The sequence below is a fragment of the Peristeroidobacter agariperforans genome, from assembly GCF_004138335.1.
In the GTDB taxonomy this organism is placed as follows: Bacteria; Pseudomonadota; Gammaproteobacteria; order Steroidobacterales; family Steroidobacteraceae; genus Steroidobacter; species Steroidobacter agariperforans.
In genome coordinates this window covers 899,270-921,320 of sequence record NZ_RYFW01000001.1, presented here as the reverse complement: position 1 = coordinate 921,320, position 22,051 = coordinate 899,270, and the positions used below count along the sequence as shown (strand labels likewise).

The window sequence follows — 22,051 nt, the reverse complement described above, 5'->3', positions numbered from 1 at the left end:
TGGTTGCAGTGCTCAAGCCGCACGCCGACGCCCGAATGTTTCTTCCGAGCCGAAGGCTGCACGTGCGTGCACCGGTTGATCGCCCACATCGGCGGCGCCCAGTTCGAATACGCCAACAGCCGTACTGAGCTCTTCGCCGCGCTCCTTGAGATTGCCGGCGGTCGTGGCCATCGAGCGCACCAGCTCACCGTTGCTCTGCGTCACGGCTTCCATTTTTTGCAACGACTGATCCACCTGTTGCAGGCCGCCGGTTTCGTGAGCAAACGAGGCCTGCAGCTTGTCCATGATGTTCGCGATGCCGCGGACGCCCGCCACCAGATCGTTCATCGTGACGCCCGCTTCGCCGACCAGCGTGCTGCCGGCAGTGACGTTGTCGACCGAGCTCTCGATGAGCTGCTTGATTTCTTTCGCGGCCGTGGCGCTGCGCTGGGCGAGGCTGCGCACTTCGGATGCGACTACAGCGAAACCACGACCGTGCTCGCCGGCACGCGCCGCCTCGACCGCGGCGTTCAGCGCAAGCAGGTTCGTCTGAAATGCGATCTCGTCGATGACGCCGATGATGTCCACGACCTTGCGTGACGACGAGCTGATCTCACCCATCGTCGAAACCACGCGCGATACGACATCACCGCCCTTGGCCGCAATCGTGACCGCCGAATCCACCAGCTTGCTCGCTTCGCGGGCCTGCTCGGCATTGCGAGCGACGATATCGCCCAGCTGCCGGACAGCATTGCCCGTTTCAGCAAGCGCGTCGGTCTGCGTCCGGTTGCGATCGGCGAGCTCTGCACTGTCGCTGGCGCCTTCACGGGCGGCCTTGGCGACCAGCTGAGTACTGTGGGAGAGTGCTGAGATAGTGTCGCGCAGGCGAGTGATCACGCCGTTCAAAGCAAGACCCGCATGACTGACGACGGTGTCCTCGGATTCGCGCAGGTCGATGGTGCCCTGGCGATCCATCACTTCGACGAGCCGCTGCAACTCCGCCGCTTGCAAACTTTCAGCCCGCATCTGATGGGCGACGTAGGAAAGGTCAACGGTCTCCGCGACCACATACGACGCATGGACCAGGACGATACCCAAGCTCGGCTTGGTGAAGCACATGACACCGTAGCCCAGCTCCTGAAAATAGTAGAACGAGAGGTGATGGACCGCGGCGATGCCGGCGGCATCGCGGGGTACGCAGACCAACAAATGTTAATGCTGTTTCGTCCCGCGACGCCCCAAGGTTGAGGCCGCAACGTGCCCGACCTCCCAGTTCAATCACGACGCGCTTCTCAAACTAGACGAATGCCCCGGCTGGTGAAAACCTGAATAGAGGCGTTGCCTAGGGGCATCGATGCAGCGCCCGTCAGCCGCTTCTCTCCTGGCAAGGGCACGCCCACAATACGGCTTGGCGTGTTCGCTACCGGAAGTGTGCGCATGAGGGAGCCCGTGAAGGCTGCGGTTCTGGGACTCTGCCTGGCACTGACCTCGGTCGCCGCGCCAGCGCACGAAGATGACATGTTCTTTCCCATGCTGGCCCAGGGCGTGCCTTCCGAAGCGGGCCCCGCGTCCAACCTGGTGCGGCCCAGGCAACCACCCGATCAAACGCTGTCGCTGCAGCCAACGCGCCAGATCAAGTTCGATACCGACGAAGGCACGTGGCTGTCCGTCGATGTGTCACCCGACAGCAAGCGTGTCGTGTTCGACATGCTTGGCGACATCTACACGCTCAGTACCGTGGGCGGGAAGGCAACCGCCATCACGCGCGGCATGGGATTCGATACGCAGCCGACCTATTCGCCCGACGGCGCCTGGATTGCGTTCGTCAGCGATCGCTCCGGCGCCGAGAACGTCTGGGTCATGCGGCCCGATGGCTCCGAGGCTCGGCAGATCAGCTTGGGCGGCGACGATAGTGTCTTGGTGTCTCCGGCATGGAGCGCCGATGGCAAATCCATCTATGTGAGTCGCTTCCTGTGGAGCGCGGACAGCTATCAGCTGTGGTGTTATGACCTGGACGGCACCGAAACATTGGTCGCGCCGATCAAAGCACCCGGCCAGCCGCGCGACAAAGGCCAAAGCTCGCTCGGCGCGGTTGCTTCCTCCGATGGCAAGTACATTTACTTCGCGCGTCGTAATGGCACGTCAATCGATCGTAAGGTTGACGACTGGTCCATCGTTCGTCGTGAGATCGAGAGCGGCGCCGAGCAAACACTGGTGCCCACGGCGGCAGGTCGCGGCCGCCCGAACGGCGCCTATTTTCGACCGGCGCTTTCAGCAGACGGAAAGCTGCTGGCGTACGCCACGCGTTTCGAAGGCCGCACCGGGCTGCGCCTGCGCCATCTGAAAACAAACGAAGATCGCTGGCTGGCGTTCCCGATCGAGCACGATCAGATCCATGCCCAGAGCTGGCAGGACCTCGTGCCGCGCTACGCGTTCACCCGCGATGGCCGATCGGTGATTCTCAGCCGCAATGGCAAACTGGAAAAGCTGTCAGTCGACGGTGGCGCCAGCACTCCGATCCCATTCACGGTGACCGTCGATGTTCCGCTAGGGCCACTCACGCGCCTTGCTGTGAAACAAGAAACAGGCCCGGTGCGTGCGCGCCTCATACAAGCGCCGGTGCAGTCGCCCGATGGCGGATTCGTGGCGTTTTCGTCGCTTGGACATGTGTATGTCATGCCGTTGTCTGACGGCGCGCAGCCGAGGCGGCTGACATCGAGCGAGACACCGGAGTTTCATCCGAGTTGGTCGCCGGACGGCCAGCAGATCGCTTTCATCACTTGGACTGCGAAGCAAGCCGGCCAGGTATGGATCGTCGGCGCGAACGGCGGCGCGCCTCGACAGATCACGAGCGTCGCTGGCTATTACTCGCATCCGGTCTTTACGCCGGATGGAAAGGCGGTGCTGGTCGTGCGCTCGGACAATGAGGCGCGTCTGCGCAGCTCGATGGAATTCGGTCAGCACGTCCGCGATGCCGCGCTGATTTCGGCGCCGGTCGAAGGCGGCGTAGCGAAAGTCGTGGCGACCGGCACGTTCGGTGGCAAGCCGCATTTCTCGGCGAGTCCCAATCTCGTCTATCTGCGCCAGGCGGAAGGGTTGAGCAGCGTCGATCTCACCAGCGGCGAAATCGAACCCGCGGTGGATGTGCAGGGCCCGAACTGGTATTTCGCCGAGAATCTCGCGCAGGTGGATGACAGCCGCTTGAGCCCCGATGGCAAGTGGGTGCTGGCCATCATCGCGCAGCAAGCTCACATCGTCGCTGCGCCCAAGGCAGGAGAGATGATCGATCTGCTCAATCCCGGGCGCCAGCATCGTCGCATCACCGATGTGGGCGCCGACTTCATCGAGTGGGCAGACGGCGGCAAGACAGTTACCTGGTCGGTGGGCTCGACGTTCTATCGTCGCCCGCTCGCAGACATCGAACTGAATCCGGCGAGCAGCCCGGGCTGGAGCGCCGATGTATCCAAGCGCAGCCTGGATTCGTTTCCAGCAGTCGTCGAAGTGCCACGCGACGATCCTCGCGGCAACCTGGTGCTGCGTGGCGCTCGAGTGATCACCATGCACGACTCGGAAGTGATCGAGAATGCTGACGTGTTGATTCGCGACGGCCGCATCGCTGCCGTCGGCCCGAATGGCTCGCTGAAGCTGCCGGCCGACACCGAGGTTCGCGAAGTCGCAGGCAAGACCATCGTGCCGGGCTTCATCGACGTTCACGATCACGTAGCCGACATTCGTCGCGATGTGCTTGCGATGGAGAGCTGGGGCCTGCGTGCGCGCCTGGCGTACGGCGTCACGACCGCCTTCGATCCGTCCTCGCTCAGCATCGATATGTTTGCTTATCAGGATCTGGGCGATGCCGGGATTCTGGTCGGCTCGCGCGTGCCGAGCACGGGACCGGCGATGTTCTCGTTCAACCGCTTGTCTTCAGTGGATGAGGCCCGTGCGCTGCTGACCCGTTATCGAGATCACTATCGCACCCGGAACGTGAAGCAGTACCTGATCGGCAACCGCCAGCAGCGGCAATGGCTGGCGCAGGCCGCGAAGCAGGTCGGTGTGATGCCGACGACCGAAGGCTCGCTGTCATTGAAGCTCGAGCTGTCGCAGATCATGGATGGTTACGCCGGCACCGAGCACGCTTTGCCGACGGCGCTATATAACGACGTCATCCAATTCGTCGCGCGCAGCGGCACGAGTTACGACGCCACGCTGCAGATCAAGAATGGCGGCCCGGGCGCGCAGGACAACTTCGTCGCTCGCGATCGGCCCTTCATGGATGATAAGTATCGCCGCTTCCGACCGTACTACATCGCGGCTCAGCAAACCCTGGCGCGGGAATGGATCGAGCCGTCGACCCTGATTTACCCACGCATCGGCGGCGACGTGGCTCGCATTCAACGCGCTGGCGGCGTCACGGCGATGGGCTCGCACGGTGAGATCCAGGGGCCGGGATTCCATTGGGAGCTGGAGGCGCACGTGGAGGGTGGCATGACTCCGCTCGAAGCGCTTCGTGCCGCCACATTGGGCGGCGCGCAGGCGATCGGGCGTGCCGCTGAGTTCGGCAGCATCGAGCCGGGCAAGTTTGCGGACCTGGTCGTGCTCAATGGCGATCCGCGCGAGGACATCCGGCGCAGTCGGGATATCGAGTTCGTCATGAAGAACGGCCGACTTTATGACGCCAGCTCGCTCGATGAGCTCTGGCCGCGCCAGCGCCCGCTCGAGCAGCCTTGGTTCGGCGTCGACGGCCCGCCCGTCCACTAGCGATAGCGGGCGCATGTCCCGATAATGCGGCCCTATTCTGGCCGCGTTGGCCTGCCACCGCTCAATCGCCCATGCCCTTGTCCATCGTCATCCTGGCCGCCGGCCAGGGCAAACGCATGAAGTCGGACCTGCCCAAGGTGCTCCAGCCCCTGGCCGGTCGACCCATCCTGTCGCACGTGCTGGATACCGCCAAACAATTCAACGCCGACGCGATTCATATCGTGTATGGCTACGGCGGCGAACAGGTGCAGAAGGCACTGGCGGCCGAGCCGGTGAAGTGGGTGCTGCAGGCCGAGCAACTCGGCACCGGGCACGCGGTGGCGCAGGCCATGCCGGCGATCCCCGACGATCACGATGTGCTGATTCTGTATGGCGATGTGCCGCTGGTTCGTCAGCCGACCTTGCAAACGTTGCTCGAGCAATGCAATGCCAGGGCCATGGGCGTGCTCACGGTCGTGCTCGCCGATCCAACCGGCTATGGCCGTGTGGTTCGTGACAACGCCGGCAATGTCGTGCGCATCGTCGAACAGAAGGATGCGAACACCAAAGAGCGCGCCATCGGTGAGATCAACACTGGCCTCATGGCAGTGCCTGCGGCCTCGCTGCGCAAGTGGCTCGCCGAGCTGAAGAACGACAACGCGCAGGGCGAGTATTACCTCACCGACATCATCGTCATGGCCGTGCGCGCCGGCATGAAGGTGAATGCGGTGATCGCGCCGACGGAAATGGAAGTGCTCGGGGTCAATGACAAAGTGCAGCTCGCCCAGCTCGAAGGCTCGCTACGCGCCGAGCGGGCGCGCGAGTTGATGATCAACGGAGTTACGCTGGCTGATCCGGCGCGTATCGATATTCGCGGCAAGGTCACCGTTGGTCGTGATGTTTTCATCGACGTGAATGCGGTGCTCGTCGGCGATGTGGAGTTGGGCGACCGCGTCCGCATCGGGCCGAATTGTTATTTGAAGGACTGCCGCATCGCTGCCGACACGGAGATCCATCCGAACTGTGTCGTCGATCGCGCTGTCGTCGGGCCACGCAATGTCATCGGCCCGTTCGCCCGCCTGCGTCCGGAAAGCGTCCTGCACGATGACGTGCACATCGGCAATTTCGTCGAGGTGAAAAAGAGCGAGATTGGTCAGGGCAGCAAAGCCAATCACCTGACCTACCTGGGCGACGCCACCGTCGGCAGCAATGTCAACGTCGGCGCCGGCACGGTCACCGTGAACTACGACGGCGTCAACAAACACCGCACCGAAATCGGCGACGGCGCCTTCGTCGGGTCCGGTTCCATGCTGATCGCCCCCGTCAAGATCGGCCCGAACGCCAACACCGGCGCCGGCTCGACCATCACCAAGGATGCCCCGGAAGGCAAGCTGACCCTGGCTCGCGCCCGCCAGGTCACCATCGACGGCTGGAAACGGCCCCAGAAGAAGCCCAAGGAGTAAGGGGGGGCCGGAGCGAGCGGCCTTAAGGCCGCTTCCCGACCGCCGGCCGAGCTGTGAGACTTTCCACAGCCCCAGGGAACCCCGGTCGGCTACACTCACTTTTTATAACCTGCGGCTAACACGGACCTCTATTCCCATGTGCGGCATCGTCGGCGCGATTGCGGATCGCAACATCGTTCCCATCCTGATCGAAGGCCTGCGGCGCCTGGAGTATCGAGGGTATGACTCGGCCGGCCTCGCCATTCTGAATGGCACCGGCCACCTGCGCCGGCTGCGCACTGTCGGCAAAGTTCGTAAATTGCAGGACGCCCTGGCCGAGACCCCGGTCGAGGGCCACCTCGGCATCGCGCACACGCGCTGGGCGACCCATGGCGTCCCGTCCGAGCGCAACGCGCACCCGCACATCTCGCGGGACGGCATTGCCATCGTTCACAACGGCATCATCGAGAACCACGAAGAGCTGCGCGAGGAGCTGAGCAAGCTCGGCTACCAGTTCACCTCGGAGACCGACACCGAGGTGATTGCGCATCGGATTCACTTCCACAAGCAGAAGCTCGGTGACATTTTCCGCGCGGTTCGGGCTACGGTCGCGGAGCTGGAAGGCGCCTATGCGCTCGCCGTCGTTTCCGAAGATGCGCCCGACAGCATGATCCTCGCTCGCGCCGGTTGCCCGGTCGTGATCGGTATCGGCAACAACGAAAACTTCGTCGCCTCCGACGTCGCTGCGTTGCTGCCGGTGACTCGCAAGTTCATTTTCCTCGACGAAGGCGATGTCGCCGAGATCCGTCGCACCGGCGTGCGCATCGTCGATCACGAAGGCAACAACGCTCAGCGCGAAGTTCGCGAAAGCTCGCTGTCCGCCGATGCTGCCGAGAAGGGCGAGTACGCGCACTACATGCTCAAAGAAATTCACGAGCAGCCCCGTGCCATCGCTCAGACGCTGGAAGAACGCGTGGCCGGCGGCAAGCTGCTCGAAGCCGCGTTCGGTCCGCTCGCAACCGAAGTGTTCCGTCGTTGCGAGGCCGTGCAGATCGTCGCCTGCGGCACCAGCTATCACGCCGGCGCAGTCGCCAAGTACTACATCGAGCAGATCGCGCGCCTGCCTTGCTGGGTCGAGATCGCGAGCGAATATCGCTATCGCAATCCGGTCGTGCCGAAGAACACGTTGTTTGTTTCGATCTCGCAGTCTGGCGAGACCGCCGACACGCTGGCCGCGCTGCGCATGGCCAAGCAGTCCGGCTATCTCTCGACGCTGTCGATTTGTAACGTTCCGGAGAGCTCGCTGGTGCGCGAGTCCGAATTGGTGCTGCTGACGCGCGCCGGCCCGGAAATCGGCGTGGCCTCGACCAAGGCGTTCACGACCCAGCTGTGCGCGCTAGGCATGCTGGTCATCGCGCTCGCCAAATTCCATGGCACCGATCCGGAGCGTGAGCGCGGCCTGGTGCAACGATTGATCGAGATCCCCGGCCTGATCGAGAAGACCCTGCACCTCGACGACACCATCAAGAAGCTGGCGGAGCGCTTCGCCGACAAGCACCACGCGCTGTTCCTCGGCCGCGGTCAGATGCACCCGATCGCAATGGAAGGCGCGCTGAAGCTCAAAGAGATCTCATACATCCACGCCGAAGCCTATCCGGCTGGCGAGCTCAAGCACGGCCCGCTCGCGCTGGTCGATGCCGACATGCCGGTCATCGCCGTCGCCCCGAACAACGACCTGCTGGAAAAGTTGAAGTCGAACCTGCAGGAAGTGCGTGCGCGCGGTGGTGAGTTGTATGTATTCGCCGATCCGGATTCCGGCTTCCAGCCGTCCGAAGGCGTCACCGTCATCACCATGCCGAAGCACGTCAGCCACTTCCAGGCTTCCGCCGTCTACACAGTGCCCCTGCAGCTACTGGCGTATCACTGCGCCATCCTCAAGGGCACCGATGTAGACCAGCCGCGGAATCTGGCGAAGTCGGTGACGGTCGAATAATCAGATTGGGGCGCGCCGACGGCGCCCCATGAATGCAACCAGCGCCAAACCGAACGCCAACAGGCCCGTGGTGCCGGGTTCCGGCACAGAGACCGGTTTGCCAGGTCCTCCATTGCCAGGAACACCGTCGTCAGGAATACCGCCGCCAGGTGTGCCGTCGCCAGGATTGCTGCCACCAGGATTGCTGCCACCAGGATTGCTGCCGCCAGGAGCGCTGTCACCAGGATTGCTGCCGCCAGGGGCGCCATCACCAGGAGTTCCGCCACCGGGAGCACCGTCCCCAGGAACACTGCCGCCAGGAGCGCCGTCAGGAGCACTGTTGATCGGAGGGCTGCCGCCAGGAGCGGTGCCGTCAGGAGAGCTGCCGCCGCCGGAGGACCCACCGCCGGAGGAGCCGCCGCCAGGGCCGCCGATGCCGGGCGAACCGCTCTTCGAAATGCCGCCGCCGCCACCGGCGAACAACCTCATCGAAGCGAAATGCTCGACCGAGTTCGCTCCGGAGGCGTCCGGCTGGAACTGATCCTGGGGGCCAATGTGGTAGGCGCCGCCAAGTTGAGCGCTGATGTCCGAGAACAGTTGGCGATCTTCGAACGAAAAGCGCTCCTCGGGAGTGGCAAATTCGTCGGCATAACGCCATTGCGCCGACTCGCCATACGTCGCTCCGACCAGATCGGAGAGCGCCGAATACGTTGCCAGAGCCGTGTCGGCTGCAAAGTCGAGCGCCAGAGGCGCTCCGTCCCAGGCGAGCGGGGTCAATTCACAGGCGCTCTCGATCGAGGCGAGGCAACCTGCATCCCCGGCTACCTGTGCGGAAGGGGTTCTCGAGTTGGCCACCAGCACGGCAGCAGTGGATGACGCCAGCAACCCTGCGAGCGCGATGACAAGTCTTTTCTTTGTCTTTGATGACATACGACCTCCGTTCAGTTGCGTAGGTAATCAGCAAGAACTAAGCCAGCCCGGTCGATGTGTCAGTTTTCAAAGGATTGCGCTGTAACTGAACCGCAGATCAGATACGTCTCGTAAGTCTTTTCGACGCGACGCCACACACGCCGTAAAACGAAATTCGAAAACTGCGCGACATAATTCGCGCTGTCGTTGTCATAACTTCAAAGTCATGTCCAACGCGCTCAGATCAAGTGATATCGACTGGGAGATCTGTTCGTATATTTTCGTGAAACAGATGCTTGACTAGAGAGCTCGATCCTGTGAGCCGTCGAGCAGCTTCTGCTCCCGCGACAGCCGCACGGCATCTCTTCGTGAATTGACGCCGAGCTTTTCGTAAAGCGACTTCAAGTGATACTTCACCGTGTTCGGTGAGATCTTCAGCAGGCGTGCGATCGCTTTATTTGTATAGCCAGGGCCAGGTCGTGTTCTCTGGCGAGAGCAGCGCGCTGCTGGATCATCCGGAAGTGAGGCGCGCTTACCTCGGCGATTGAGCTGCTGTTACGCCGGACGAGTGTTCGCCGATTCCATCTGCGACAGAAACGACGCGGGATCCAGTACGAAATGTGCCGCCCTCGATTCGGCGGCGGCCCGTAACAGACGCAGCACGTCCAGCGGCACGATACTCATCGTTTCGACTGTCACTATCGCAAGGCGCAGTTGCTGTGCGATCCGAATCACTTGCTGGAAGAGCGCCATGTTCGGCTGCCGCAGATCGAAGCGTACGACGACAGAGTCCACCCGGTCTTTGCTACGAAACAGCTGAATGTCGTTTGTCTGTTCGCTGCCCCAGAGGGTGAGCTGCGAGCTCCACGACTTGCCTTGGCTCAAGGCGCTCCCGAGGATTTGCTCCAGCTGCGGATGACGATACGAGCGCCATGCAGAGCTGGCATCGAAGCAGCCTTCTGCAAACAAAGAGAGCACATCGCCGCCTGCGTCCAGCCAGTCTTGCGGCAGCAGTGCAATGGTGAATTGCCAGACGGCCATGAGCTGAGGATCGACCTCACTTCCCGCACTGGCTCGGATCCTTGCTGACCTCTTTCAGATACGCGATCACATCCGCGCGATCGGCCTCTTGGGAGAATCCAGGGAAGCCCATGATCGTGCCCGGCAAGGTGAGGTACGGTGCGCTGAGGAACTCATCGAGCGTCTTCTCGTTCCATACCCATCCGGACGAGCGCATCGCTTCGGAATATGGGAAGCCGGCGACGGTGCCGGCCTTGCGACCGAACAGGCCACAGTGCATGGGTGCGTTTTCGGTGCTGGCGGAGAGGGAATGGCAGGCCGCGCACTCCTTGGTGTACAGCTCGCGGCCGCGAGTCGCATCTCCGCCTCCGGCGTCTTTGGAGCCGCACGCCGACAAAAACAGCGGCAGGGCACAGGCCAGCAACCAGGATCGATTCAACTTCGGCAAAGACATTCAGACACCCAGCGTCGCCCCAGACGGCGCCGGAGCATATCCAATCTGGCCCGGACCGGCGATGGCGCGGGCGTTTGCCCTTTCGATGGTCCATAATGCCCGGTTTCGGCCACCTGACTTTCGGGCCCTGTCATGCAAATCACCAAAGACGCCGTCGCACTGATCCACTACACGCTGACCGACGATGAAGGCAAAACCATCGACAGCTCAGCCGGCGGCGAGCCGCTCGCCTACATTCATGGCAACGGCAATCTGATCCCGGGCCTGGAGCGCGAGCTCGAAGGCAAGGGTGAGGGCGACAAGCTGGACGTGAAAATCACGCCGGCCGACGGCTACGGCGAATTCGACAAGGCGCTGATCCAGCAGGTGCCGCGCCGGGCCCTGAAGGGTGTAGGGAATCTTCATGTCGGCATGCAGCTGCACGCTCAATCCGAGCACGGCGTGCGCGCTGTGACCATCACTAATTTGCAGGGTGACATGGTGACGCTCGACGGCAATCACCCGCTCGCCGGTAAGAATCTGAACTTCAAGGTCGAGATCGTCGGCGTGCGTACCGCGACCGAGGAAGAGCTGGCGCACGGCCACGTGCACGGTCCGGGCGGCCATCATCACTGATTAGCGAATCGTCACGGCGTGCGCACTATCCGTGTGCGTACGCCGAAGATCCTGCACCAGCCTTCATTCAAAACAAGTCGCGGTCGGCAGCTGGTTGATCGCGAACTTCCGACATTCCTGGTCATATCCGCACCGTAGAATGGCGCCGCCTCGGTGGCACATTCCATGCTTGATCGAGGGAGCTCTCCCTCACGGTTCGAGGAAATGTCGATGCAATTCACCCCTGATTCCTCACCCGCCAAGCGCACCCGCGCTCAGCCCAAGCCCGCAGCGGCAAAAAAACCGCGCGCTGCTCGAAAATCACCCACAGCTACAGCCGCTGTAGTCGCCGCCGCGCTCGAGCCGACACCGGAAGATGTGGGCAGCATGATTGCGACGGCCGCTTACTATTTGGCGGCAGCTCGTAATTTCTCGCCGGGTCACGAGCTGGACGACTGGCTGGAGGCCGAGCGCGCCGTGCACGCCAAGCTGTACGGCTGACGTCTGCACGCATTTCATCGCATCCGCCTTTGGGAGTAGGCTGGTCCTCGCATAAGAAGGAGGGCCGCGATGCTACGCGTTAGTTACCTGCTTGCCTTCAAGAACAAGACCGTCTGGACCATCGGTCCCGAAGAGCCGGTGCTGGAAGCCATTCAGCTGATGGCCGACAAGCACATCGGCGCACTGCCAGTCATGCGGGACGAGGAACTGGTCGGCATCGTCTCGGAGCGAGACTACGCCCGGAAAGTGATCCTGCTGGGCCGTTCCAGCTCCGACACGCCGGTCTGGCAAATCATGACCTCGCCGGTGACGACGGTTTCTGCCGATGAAGGAGTCCACCGTTGCATGGAGCTGATGACGGAGCTACGCATCCGCCACCTGCCGGTCATGGAAAAGAACCGGCTGGTGGGGATGATCTCGATCGGCGACCTGGTGAAGGCTGTGATCGAAGAGCAGCAGCAGACCATCACCCAGCTGGAACGTTACATCGCAGGGTGACCCGACCCGCCCCCTTGTTCCCCTCCCGTGGACGGGAGGGGAACAAGGAACGTTCGTTTCCTCTGGATCAGCCCTGCGCGGTCGCGACGGGCATCGCATCGTCGAGCAGGCCGCGCTGAAGGGCGCGATTGACGGCGCTCAGCACCGCCAGCAGCGAGGCGGTGACGATGTTCTCGTGATAACCGACGCCGAACAGAGTGGCGCGAGCCGGCGTGGTGATTTCGACGAACGCCATCGCCTTAGCGCCGCTGCCCGTACCCACCGAGTGCTCTTCATACGACAGCACGTCGAAGCGCAGCCCCAGCGCATCGACGATGGCGTCGATCGGGCCGTTGCCTTCGCCGTGAAGCAGCGCGCCCTGGCCGTTGCACTTCAGCTTCAGGGACAGTCGCTCGATCTCGTGCTGATCGCGCAGCGACGTCAGTTGATGACCGCCGTACACGTACGCGCCGTCGTCGCCGAGGAATTCCTTCTGGAACAGCGACCAGATCTGCTCGGACGACAGTTCCTTGCCGGTGGCATCGGTGACTGCCTGCACGACCTGGCTGAATTCGATCTGCAAGCGGCGTGGCATGGTGATGCCGTAGTCGCGCTCGAGCAGATACGCGATGCCGCCCTTGCCCGACTGACTGTTGACGCGAATGACCGACTCGTAAGTGCGGCCCACATCGCGCGGATCGATCGGGAGATACGGAATCTCCCAAATATCGCCCTCGCGGCGGGCGGCGAAGCCTTTCTTGATCGCGTCCTGATGCGAGCCGGAGAAGGCGGTGAACACCAGGTCGCCGACATAAGGATGTCGCGGATGAATCGGCAGCTGATTGCAATGCTCGGCAATGCGCGCCGCTTCGTTGATGTTCGAGAAATCCAGGCCCGGGTTCACGCCTTGCGTGTACATGTTCAACGCCAGCGTCACGACATCGACGTTGCCCGTGCGCTCGCCGTTACCGAACAACGTGCCTTCGACGCGATCGGCGCCAGCCATCATGCCCAGTTCGGCGGCGGCGACACCGGTGCCGCGGTCATTGTGGGGGTGCAGTGACAAGATGATGCAATCGCGGTTCTTCACGTGACGGAGGAACCATTCGATCTGGTCGGCATAGATATTCGGCGTGGCCATCTCAACGGTCGCGGGCAAGTTGATGATGACCCGGCGCTCCGGCGTCGGCTGCAGCACCGCGTTCACGGCGTCGCAGATCTCCACGGCAAAATCCAATTCCGTGCCGGTGAAGCTCTCCGGGCTGTACTCGAAACGCCATTCGGTTTCAGGATGGCGCTCGGCATGCTCGCGTACGCACTGCGCGGCCTTTACAGCGATATCCGTGATGCCGGCGCGGTCCAATCCAAACACCACACGACGTTGCACCGTCGACGTGGAATTGTAGAAATGAACGATCGCGCGGCGGGCGCCCTGGAGCGCCTCGAAGGTGCGAGCGATCAGCTCGGGCCGACACTGCACCAATACCTGAACGGTCACATCGTCCGGAATCAGGTTCTGCTCGATCAGCTCGCGGCAGAAGTCGAAGTCGGTCTGCGAAGCGGCGGGGAAGCCGATTTCGATTTCCTTGAAGCCGGTTTTCACCAGCAGATCGAACATGCGCCGCTTGCGGGCGCCGTCCATCGGTTCGATCAGCGCCTGGTTGCCATCGCGTAGATCGACGCTGCACCACATGGGCGGCGTGCTGATGACTTTGTTCGGCCAGGTGCGGTCTGGCAACGGGATCGGGGCGAACGAACGATACTTGGTAGAAGGTTCCTGCAGCATGGTTTCCGTTTCCTGTATCGCAGCTGGCAATGACCTTGTCAGCCGCTGAAGCGAGTCGAACTAGAAGCTTGTTTTTTTGCGCCGGTCCCGAATCTCATTTCAGAGGGGGAGGCGAGGGTGTGATTTGTTGCGTCTAGCGACGCAGGTGCAGGCGCGCACGCAGCAGCCCACTGCCATGGGGGGGCAGAGCAGACATTTGCTGGATCGTACGCATGTGCATGAATCTAGCAGGGCGCTTGCGCGAAACGCAAGGAGTTCCTGCGGCAATCCGTTATCGGCGTCACACCGGGGTAGGGGAACTGCTCCCCGTGGCCCTGGGTTGGTTTGATATGGTGCAACGGACCAATCCTAGGTTTAGTCCCTGGAGGATGGGCTGGATGGCCCTGCTGCTGCTGGCGGCGTTACAGCCGGCCGCGAGCCAGGAAGGCCCTTTCCAGATCGTCTGGGTAGTCATAGGCGAGGCGTCCAGCGGTTCTGACAAGGATCCCGCACATGCTGGACGCCAATTGTTCATGGCGTCCGACCTGGTCTCCAAGAGCCTCGCCAACGTGCGGATCGAACAGGTCGAAGTCGAGCCTGTCGTCAACGAGCTCGCCATGGGGCAGCGACTGTGTCTCGCGAAGATGAGCATTCGGACGCTCGGGCCCGGCAAGGAGAAGGTCGGCGGAGCGCCACTATCGATCTCCGTGCGACAAGATCAAAAGCCTCGTCTCGGCCTGAAGCGAAGCAAGCGAGATATTTGTTTGCAACCGACCGCAGCCGGTGAATATCCGGTGCGCCTCACCAGTATGTTGCCGGCAAGCGATGGCAGCACGCGCGGCGCGCAAGTGTACTTGCGGGTGAGCGATCCGGACAAAACGAACGACCCGACCGCCGCAGACATTCCCTAAAGTCGTTAGCGAGTATTGCCCTATCGGGCGGACCGCAAATTTCACGCGTTCTTCACGCGTGCTATCACTTTGCCGTCACGAGGCGACGGCACAGTCTCCACCATGAAAACCAGACACTCATTGCACGACTGCATGGCCGCGCCTCCGGTTGCTGAAGCGCTCATGTCGCGCAACTGGGGCCGCTCTGGACAGGTTTTACAACTGTGGAGTACGACTCGTGAACATTCATACCAGGCTCGTTGGCGCTTTCGATGCCATTATTCTCTCTACCCTGGCGGCCATGACCGTCGTGGTGACGGTCGCGTTGCTGAATCCGCTCGGCGGCGGCTTGTTTGAAACGATGGGCAAGCGGGCGACGGTGACGATCGAGCAGATCGCGTAAGTCGCCAGAACTAGCGCAGGGATAGAATCTGCAGCCAATCGCGCCCGCGATCGCCGTACACAAGGAAATGCGGGTTCAGCAGATCCGCCTTGGTGTTGTAAGCCAGGCGTTCACCGTTTGTTTTGACCACTACGCCACCGGCCGCCTCGACGACTGCTTGCGCGGCCGCCGTATCCCATTCGCTGGTCGGACCGAGGCGCGGATAGAAATCCGCGCTGCCTTCCGCGACCAGGCAAAACTTCAGCGAGCTGCCGACGGCAACCAGTTCGTACGGCGCCAGCTTCGGCAGATGTTGGTCGAGCGAATCACCACGGTGCGAACGGCTACCGACGATGCGCAGCGGAGTGTTGGCCGGTGAGCACACCCGCAATGGCTCTGGCCTTTGTCCATCCACTTGTTTGAACGCACCGACGCCAGTCGCGCCCGTGTACGTGGTGCTCGTCACCGGCACGTGCACCACGCCGAGCGTAGGCACATGATCCTCGATCAACGCGATGTTGACCGTGAACTCGCCATTGCGAGAGACGAATTCCTTCGTGCCATCGAGCGGGTCGACCAGCCAATAGCGGGTCCATTGACGTCGTTGCTCGAAGGAAATATCGCTCGCTTCCTCCGACAGCACCGGCAGCTCCGGTGTCAGTGCACGCAATCCCTTGCTGATGATCTCGTGCGAGCGCAGATCGGCGACGGTCAACGGCGACTGGTCGGTCTTGTGCGTGACTTCGAACTGTTCGCTGTAGACGCTCAGGATCGCGTCGCCGGCCTGCTGGGCCAGCTTGACGACATTCGCCAACAGTTCTGATGCAGCCACGACAGTTTCCTTACAGGCCGGACAATTCGTCCGCCGGATACAGCATACCGGCGTCGCGCAGCCTGTTCATGATGTCCTCGGCCGCGGCTTCCGGAGACGAGAGTGCGGTCCGCAGATGAATCTCCGGCTTCTCCGGCGCCTCGTACGGCGAATCGATGCCGGTAAAGTTTTGCAGCTCGCCGCGACGAGCCTTCTTGTACAGGCCCTTCGGGTCGCGCTTCTCGGCTTCTTCCAACGGCGTATCGACGAACACTTCCAGGAACTCGCCCGGTTGCATCAGCTCGCGCGCCAAACGCCGCTCTGAGCGGAACGGCGAGATGAACGACACGAGCACGATCAGGCCCGCGTCCACCATCAGCTTGGAAACTTCGGCGACGCGACGGATGTTCTCGACGCGATCGGCGTCCGTGAATCCGAGATCCTTGTTCAAGCCATGACGCACGTTATCGCCGTCGAGCGTGTACGTGTGCCGACCGAGCGAGTGCAGGCGTTTCTCGACCAGGTTGGCGATAGTGGACTTGCCCGCGCCTGACAAACCCGTGAACCACAGCACGCAGGCACGCTGGCCCTTCAATCCCGCACGCGCATGTTTGTTCACATCGAGCGCCTGCCAATGAATGTTCTCCGCACGACGCAGCGCGAAGCTGAGCAGGCCCGCGCCGACGGTGTCATTCGAGATCTTGTCGATCAGGATGAAGCCGCCGGTCTCTCGGTTGTCCGTGTATGGATCGAACGCCACGGCGCGGTCCAGGCTGAGATTGCACACGCCGATTTCGTTGAGCTCCAGCTGCTTCGCGGCCAGATGTTCGAGCGTGTTCACGTTCACCTTGTACTTCGGCGCAGTAATGCTGCCGGTGACCGTGCGTGAGCCGAGTTTGATGAGATACGGACGGCCGGGAAGCATCGCTTCCTCGTGCATCCAGATGATGGTCGCTTGGAACTGATCGGCGACCGCCGGCGGCGAGGCCGCTGCGGCGATCACGTCGCCTCGGCTGATGTCGACTTCATCGGTCAGCGTGAGCGTGATCGATTGTCCTGCGACGGCCTGCTCCAGATCGCCATCGTGAGTGACGATGCGGGCTACCTTGCTGGTGCGTCCTGACGGCAACGCGCGAATCGTGTCGCCTTTGCGAATCACGCCGCTGGCGATGGTGCCGGCGAAACCACGGAAGTCCTGGTTGGGGCGATTCACCCACTGCACCGGCAGACGAAACGGCCGGTGTTGCAGATCGTCTTCGATCTCGACGGTTTCGAGGTACTCCATCAGCGTCGGGCCCTGATACCAGGGCGTCGCGGAGCTGCGTTCCAGCATGTTGTCGCCGCGCAAAGCGGACAACGGCACGGGCACGATGTTGTCGAGGCCGATCTGTGCGGCGAACTCGCGATATTCAGTGACGATGGTGTCGAAGATCTGCTGCGAATAGCCGACCAGGTCCATCTTGTTGATGGCCAGCACGACGTGCTTGATGCCGATCAGAGACACGATGTAACTGTGCCGACGTGTCTGCGTCAGCACGCCTTTACGAGCGTCGATCAGGATCACTGCGACATCGGCGGTCGAAGCGCCGGTCACCATGTTGCGCGTGTACTGCTCGTGGCCCGGTGTGTCGGCGACGATGAACTTGCGACGGTCGGTCGAGAAGAACCGGTAGGCGACGTCGATGGTGATGCCCTGCTCGCGCTCGGCGGCCAGGCCGTCGACCAGCAACGCGAAATCCAGCTCGCCGCCCTGCGTGCCGACCTTCTTGGAGTCGGCTTCCAGCGTGCTCAACTGGTCCTCGAAGATCATCTTGGATTCGTACAGCAGCCGGCCGATCAGGGTCGACTTGCCGTCATCGACGCTGCCGCAGGTGATGAACCGCAGCAGGCTCTTGTGCTCGTGCGACTTCAGGTAGGCCTGAATGTCGGTGGCGATGAGATCGGATTTGTGAGCCACGATTAAAAGTAACCTTCCTGCTTCTTCTTCTCCATCGACGCGGCGCTGTCGTGATCGATCACGCGGCCCTGTCGTTCGGAGCTGGTCGTCAACAGCATTTCCTGGATGATCGCGGGCAAGGTCGCAGCCTCGCTCTCGATGGCGCCGGTCAGCGGATAGCAGCCGAGCGTGCGGAAACGCACCGACCTCATTTCCGGCCGTTCGCCGGGCTTGAGCGGCATGCGGTCGTCATCGACCATGATCAGCGTGCCGTCGCGCCGGACCACCGGGCGCATGGCGGCGAAATACAGCGGCACGATGGGAATGTTTTCCAGATAGATGTACTGCCAGATGTCCAGCTCGGTCCAGTTGGATAGCGGAAACACGCGCAGGCTCTCGCCCTTGTTCTTGCGCGCGTTGTATTGGCTCCACAGCTCGGGGCGCTGACGTTTCGGGTCCCAGCGATGCTGGGCAGAGCGAAACGAGAACACCCGCTCTTTGGCGCGCGACTTTTCTTCGTCGCGACGGGCGCCGCCGAAGGCCGCGTCGAAGCCGTATTTATCCAGCGCCTGCTTCAGGCCCTGGGTCTTCATCACGTCGGTGTGCACGGCCGAGCCGTGCGTGAACGGGCCGATGCCGCGATCGAGGCCGTCCTGATTGATGTGCACCAGCAGCTGCAGGCCGAGCTCCTGGGCCATCCGGTCGCGAAACGCGATCATGTCGCGGAATTTCCACGTGGTGTCGACGTGGAGCAGCGGGAACGGCGGCTTGGCTGGATAGAACGCCTTCATCGCCAGGTGCAGCATCACCGCGCTGTCCTTGCCGATGGAGTACAGCATTACCGGCCGCTCGCACTCGGCAACCACCTCACGGAGGATGTGGATCGACTCGGCTTCGAGTCTTTGTAAATGGGTCAGTCTGGTCATCGAAGAATTGTGCGTTAACACCCTTATGCCTGCATATCGCAACTGGTACGGCGCCGCTCACGTCTGGTTATAAGCAGGTCACCGCTCGGCGCGCCGTCAGCTCGTGAAGCTAAAATCGCGGCCTTTTCAGATACATATGCTTACAATTGTTTAACACTACTTGGCCTGTCCCCGTGCTGAACTTGCATCCTGGCGCGGCAACCAACAGCAGGCCAGCTCCTGGCCGGCCATGTGTGTCGAGGGCTGGCCATCACGATTGAAGCCGTCAGCATGCCCAGAACGCTCACACACCTGCCTTTGCCGACGCCGTCGAAAACGGCATCCCGCGCCGGGGCCTTCCGCTCGGTCGTCGCCGGCGCCGTAGCCCTGGCGCTGACCGGCTGTGCCGTGGGGCCGGACTATCGCCCACCGCAGACAGTCACGCCGGACGAGTGGCACGAGTTGCCGGCAACGGGCGTGCGCGTGGAGTCTCCCGACGCGCCGTCACTCGCCGCTTGGTGGACGACGCTCAACGACCCGCAATTGAACGAATTCATAGAGCGGGCGCTCGCCGAGAATAAGTCGGTGAAGCAGGCCTACGCCCGTCTCGTTCAGGCTCGTGCTCAACGCGCCATCGCCGGCTCGGGTTTCTGGCCGAATATCGGCGCGTCGACCAGCGCCAGTCGCAGCGAGTCCGAGTCCAATTTCAACGAGCGCGGCGAAGCGGTCAGTACGGTCGGTGAAACCTATAGCGGCGGCCTGTCAGCAAGTTGGGAATTGGATCTTTTCGGCGGTCAGCGGCGCTCGTACGAAGCCGCCACTGCGCAGCTCGCCGCAACCGAGGCTGACTTGCGCGATGTTCTCGTCGTCCTGCTCGGCGATGTGGCGTTGAGCTACGTTGGCGTGCGGACCGCGCAGTCGCGGCTCGATTTCGCCGAGCGCAATCTCGAATCACAGCGCGAGGCGCTCGACATCACTCGCTGGCGCGCCGATGCCGGTTTGACGACGGTGCTCGACGTCGAGTCGGCGAATACCAGCTATCAACAGACGCGCTCGCAGATTCCGTTGCTGGAATCGAGCCTGGTCCAGAACATGAACCGTCTGGCCGTGCTCACGGGCCAGACACCTGGCGCGCTGGAAGCGGTACTTCAACAGCGCAAACCGATTCCGATTGCGCCGGTCGATATCGTCGCGGGTGTGCCTGCCGATGTATTGCGACGCCGTCCGGACATTCGCAGTGCTGAACGCCAGCTCGCCGCGCAGACAGCGCAAGTCGGCGTCGCGACGGCGGCGCTGTATCCGAGCTTGTCGCTGAACGGCTCCATCTCCTGGCAATCGCTCACCGCCAGCGATCTGCTCGATGGTTCCAAGGTCGAGCGCAGCGGACTGACGCTGAGCCTGCCGATCTTCAATGGCGGACAGCTTCGCCAGAACATTCGAGTTCAGAACGCGCTGGTCGATCAAGCGCTGGCTTCGTATGAGTCAGTCGTGCTCGCCGCGTATGAAGAAACGGAGAATGCGTTGGATGCCTGGACCAGCGAGCAACGGCGCCATGCAGCGCTGATCGAGGCCGTCGAAAGCGCGCGCCGCGCGTCCGAGCTGGCGCTCGTTCAATACAATTCCGGCCTGGTCGATTTCCAGACCGTGCTCACCGCCGATCGTCAGCTGCTCTCGCTCGAAGATTCGCTCGCGGTCAGCGACGGCGAGATGACTTCCAATCTGATTCGTCTGTACAAGGCGCTCGGCGGTGGCTGGTCGGTGTTTCCGGCTGCGACCACCGGCAGTTGATGCCGCATCCAATCTAAGCACCCCAGCGCAGTTGCAAGGCCCGCATGGATACCGAAACCACCAACTCCACCGATCTCTCGCGCACGTTGCGAGAAGGCCTCGACGCTGCGCCGGCGTGGCAGCGCTACCTCAAATCGGCAGCGATCGCGCTCGTCATCATCGCGGCGGCGTATTTCACTTTCGGTCGCGGCGACAGCAAAGAGGTCACCTACACGACGCAGGAGGTGGTCAAAGGCGATCTGACCGTCACGGTCACGGCGACCGGCAATCTCGAGCCGAGGAATCAGGTCGAGATCGGCAGCGAGCTGTCCGGCACGGTCGCGAAAGTGAATGTCGACGTGAACGACGAGGTCAAAGCAGGCCAGGTGCTCGCATCGCTCGACACGACTCGTTTGAAAGCGCAGGTGCTACAGCAGGAAAGCTCGCTCGCTTCGGCCGAAGCGCGGGTGTTGCAGGCGGATGCGAGCGCCAAAGAAGCTCGAGCGAACATCGCGCGCTTGCTGAAGGTGCGAGAGCTGAGCGGCAACAAGCTGCCCTCGCAACAGGATATGGATGTAGCGGAAGCCGCGGTTGCGCGTGCTGATGGTGAGCTGGCGGCTGCGAAGGCGGCGGTTGCGCAGTCGCGTGCAAGTCTGGAAACCGTACGCACCGATCTCGGCAAGACCGAGCTGCGCTCTCCTATTAATGGGGTGATTCTGGTGCGGTCGGTCGAGCCAGGTCAGACCGTCGCCGCTTCGCTGCAAGCGCCGGTGCTGTTCATCATGGCGGAAGACCTGAAGAAGATGGAATTGCACGTGTCGGTGGACGAAGCCGACGTGGGCTCGGTTCAAATCGGTCAGGAAGCTTCGTTCACGGTCGACGCATATCCGAACCGTCGATTCTCGGCGCACATCACTCAGGTTCATTTTGCGTCGAGCAACACCAAGGCGTCTTCTTCTTCGAGCAGCTCCAGCCAGGCGAGCGCGACGTCCACGGGTGTCGTGACTTACGAAACCGTGCTCGAAGTGGACAACCCCGAGTTGCTGCTGCGCCCGGGCATGACGGCGACCGCCGAGATCGTCACAACGAATATCCAGGACGCGGTGCTGGTGCCGAACGCGGCGCTGCGCTTCTCCCCGGAAACCGCCGACTCTGCCGCGGCCGCGCCAGGCGGCGGCCCGTTGTCGGCGATCATGCCGAGAATGCGTTTCGGTGGTCCTCGACAACAGCAGAAGGGCACCGGACGCCGCATGGGCCGTGCTTATATTCTGGAAGATGGCAAGCCGGCGCTGGTGATGTTCCGGGCGGGCGCGACCGATGGCCGCATGACTCAAGTGCTGCCGTTCGAGCGTCCGCCCAATGCTCCCGAAGGCGGGGCTGTTCGCATGGGCGGCGGCAATGGCAATGCGCCTCCGGGCATGACACCGGAGGAAATGCAAAAGGCCTTCGAGCGCAAACTCGAGCCGGGCACTCAGGTCATCACGGACTCCGGGACGTCTGCGCCGTGACC

Annotated in this window: 20 protein-coding genes; 11 read left to right on the top strand and 9 right to left on the bottom strand. The window is 62.3% G+C overall.

The genetic code is table 11. The annotated features are described in order from the left end of the window. Window positions 1-12: 12 nt before the first annotated feature. Window positions 13-1,188, bottom strand: coding sequence for a methyl-accepting chemotaxis protein (locus EK373_RS04000; RefSeq protein WP_129641438.1), 1,176 nt, complete (start codon window positions 1,186-1,188; stop codon window positions 13-15). Window positions 1,189-1,416: 228 nt separating this feature from the next. On the opposite strand from EK373_RS04000, the gene EK373_RS03995 reads away from it, so the two are divergent. From EK373_RS03995 to glmS, 3 genes are all read left to right on the top strand, one after another. After that, complete coding sequence (locus EK373_RS03995) at window positions 1,417-4,737, top strand: LpqB family beta-propeller domain-containing protein (protein ID WP_129641437.1); 3,321 nt, start codon at window positions 1,417-1,419, stop codon at window positions 4,735-4,737. A gap of 71 nt (window positions 4,738-4,808) precedes the next feature. Continuing rightward, on the top strand, window positions 4,809-6,179 hold the full coding sequence (glmU, locus tag EK373_RS03990) for a bifunctional UDP-N-acetylglucosamine diphosphorylase/glucosamine-1-phosphate N-acetyltransferase GlmU (RefSeq protein ID WP_129641436.1): 1,371 nt from the start codon (window positions 4,809-4,811) through the stop codon (window positions 6,177-6,179). A 136-nt stretch (window positions 6,180-6,315) separates the two neighbouring features. Beyond that, window positions 6,316-8,151 carry a glutamine--fructose-6-phosphate transaminase (isomerizing) gene (glmS, locus tag EK373_RS03985; RefSeq protein WP_129641435.1) on the top strand — a complete coding sequence of 612 codons (1,836 nt, stop codon included), beginning with the start codon at window positions 6,316-6,318 and terminating at the stop codon, window positions 8,149-8,151. Here glmS and EK373_RS03980 read toward each other — a convergent pair whose 3' ends face one another. Both EK373_RS03980 and EK373_RS34180 read right to left on the bottom strand, forming a co-directional pair. Next, complete coding sequence (locus EK373_RS03980) at window positions 8,152-9,060, bottom strand: PEP-CTERM sorting domain-containing protein (protein ID WP_129641434.1); 909 nt, start codon at window positions 9,058-9,060, stop codon at window positions 8,152-8,154. 279 nt (window positions 9,061-9,339) lie between these two features. After that, window positions 9,340-9,471 carry a helix-turn-helix transcriptional regulator gene (locus EK373_RS34180; protein ID WP_407676186.1) on the bottom strand — a complete coding sequence of 44 codons (132 nt, stop codon included), beginning with the start codon at window positions 9,469-9,471 and terminating at the stop codon, window positions 9,340-9,342. Between EK373_RS34180 and EK373_RS33925 the strand changes: the two genes are divergently transcribed. Then, window positions 9,465-9,587: a hypothetical protein gene (locus EK373_RS33925; RefSeq protein WP_269813030.1), complete on the top strand. Its 123-nt coding sequence runs from the start codon at window positions 9,465-9,467 to the stop codon at window positions 9,585-9,587. The two genes, EK373_RS34180 and EK373_RS33925, sit on opposite strands and share 7 nt — an antisense overlap. Before the next feature lie 7 nt (window positions 9,588-9,594). On the opposite strand, the gene EK373_RS03970 is transcribed toward EK373_RS33925, so the two are convergent. Both EK373_RS03970 and EK373_RS03965 read right to left on the bottom strand, forming a co-directional pair. Continuing rightward, window positions 9,595-10,080 (bottom strand): hypothetical protein, encoded by a 486-nt coding sequence (locus EK373_RS03970; RefSeq protein ID WP_129641433.1) that lies wholly within the window; start codon window positions 10,078-10,080, stop codon window positions 9,595-9,597. Window positions 10,081-10,096: 16 nt separating this feature from the next. Then, complete coding sequence (locus tag EK373_RS03965; protein ID WP_129641432.1) at window positions 10,097-10,513, bottom strand: c-type cytochrome; 417 nt, start codon at window positions 10,511-10,513, stop codon at window positions 10,097-10,099. 132 nt (window positions 10,514-10,645) lie between these two features. Between EK373_RS03965 and EK373_RS03960 the strand changes: the two genes are divergently transcribed. The 3 genes from EK373_RS03960 (at window position 10,646) to EK373_RS03950 (ending at window position 12,106) form a co-directional block, all read left to right on the top strand. Beyond that, on the top strand, window positions 10,646-11,128 hold the full coding sequence (locus tag EK373_RS03960) for an FKBP-type peptidyl-prolyl cis-trans isomerase (RefSeq protein ID WP_129641431.1): 483 nt from the start codon (window positions 10,646-10,648) through the stop codon (window positions 11,126-11,128). A 210-nt stretch (window positions 11,129-11,338) separates the two neighbouring features. Then, the gene (locus EK373_RS03955; protein WP_198683056.1) at window positions 11,339-11,608 is read left to right on the top strand and encodes a DUF2934 domain-containing protein; all 270 of its coding nucleotides are present in this window, start codon (window positions 11,339-11,341) and stop codon (window positions 11,606-11,608) included. A 69-nt stretch (window positions 11,609-11,677) separates the two neighbouring features. After that, window positions 11,678-12,106 carry a CBS domain-containing protein gene (locus EK373_RS03950; protein ID WP_129641429.1) on the top strand — a complete coding sequence of 143 codons (429 nt, stop codon included), beginning with the start codon at window positions 11,678-11,680 and terminating at the stop codon, window positions 12,104-12,106. Window positions 12,107-12,173: 67 nt separating this feature from the next. Here the strand turns inward: EK373_RS03950 and leuA are convergent, their stop codons facing one another. Next, entirely contained in the window at window positions 12,174-13,871 is a 1,698-nt protein-coding gene (leuA, locus tag EK373_RS03945; protein ID WP_129641428.1) for a 2-isopropylmalate synthase, read from the bottom strand. Between the two features lie 377 nt (window positions 13,872-14,248). On the opposite strand from leuA, the gene EK373_RS03940 reads away from it, so the two are divergent. Both EK373_RS03940 and EK373_RS32980 read left to right on the top strand, forming a co-directional pair. Further along, window positions 14,249-14,761 carry a hypothetical protein gene (locus tag EK373_RS03940; RefSeq protein WP_129641427.1) on the top strand — a complete coding sequence of 171 codons (513 nt, stop codon included), beginning with the start codon at window positions 14,249-14,251 and terminating at the stop codon, window positions 14,759-14,761. A 217-nt stretch (window positions 14,762-14,978) separates the two neighbouring features. Next, window positions 14,979-15,143, top strand: coding sequence for a hypothetical protein (locus EK373_RS32980; RefSeq protein ID WP_157994206.1), 165 nt, complete (start codon window positions 14,979-14,981; stop codon window positions 15,141-15,143). A gap of 10 nt (window positions 15,144-15,153) precedes the next feature. Here the strand turns inward: EK373_RS32980 and cysQ are convergent, their stop codons facing one another. From cysQ to cysD, 3 genes are read right to left on the bottom strand one after another with little or no spacing between them, the layout of a single operon-like run. After that, window positions 15,154-15,954, bottom strand: a complete 801-nt coding sequence (cysQ, locus tag EK373_RS03935; protein WP_129641426.1) for a 3'(2'),5'-bisphosphate nucleotidase CysQ — start codon at window positions 15,952-15,954, stop codon at window positions 15,154-15,156. 10 nt (window positions 15,955-15,964) lie between these two features. Beyond that, window positions 15,965-17,890, bottom strand: coding sequence for a sulfate adenylyltransferase subunit CysN (gene cysN / locus EK373_RS03930; RefSeq protein WP_129641425.1), 1,926 nt, complete (start codon window positions 17,888-17,890; stop codon window positions 15,965-15,967). Between the two features lie 2 nt (window positions 17,891-17,892). Beyond that, a complete protein-coding gene (gene cysD, locus EK373_RS03925) occupies window positions 17,893-18,795 on the bottom strand; it encodes a sulfate adenylyltransferase subunit CysD (RefSeq protein ID WP_129641424.1) in 903 nt (300 codons plus the stop codon). A 270-nt stretch (window positions 18,796-19,065) separates the two neighbouring features. Between cysD and EK373_RS03920 the strand changes: the two genes are divergently transcribed. Together EK373_RS03920 and EK373_RS03915 are read left to right on the top strand one after the other, a co-directional pair. Further along, window positions 19,066-20,562 carry an efflux transporter outer membrane subunit gene (locus EK373_RS03920; RefSeq protein WP_129641423.1) on the top strand — a complete coding sequence of 499 codons (1,497 nt, stop codon included), beginning with the start codon at window positions 19,066-19,068 and terminating at the stop codon, window positions 20,560-20,562. A 44-nt stretch (window positions 20,563-20,606) separates the two neighbouring features. Then, window positions 20,607-22,049 (top strand): efflux RND transporter periplasmic adaptor subunit, encoded by a 1,443-nt coding sequence (locus tag EK373_RS03915; RefSeq protein WP_129641422.1) that lies wholly within the window; start codon window positions 20,607-20,609, stop codon window positions 22,047-22,049. The last annotated feature ends 2 nt before the right edge of the window (window positions 22,050-22,051 follow it).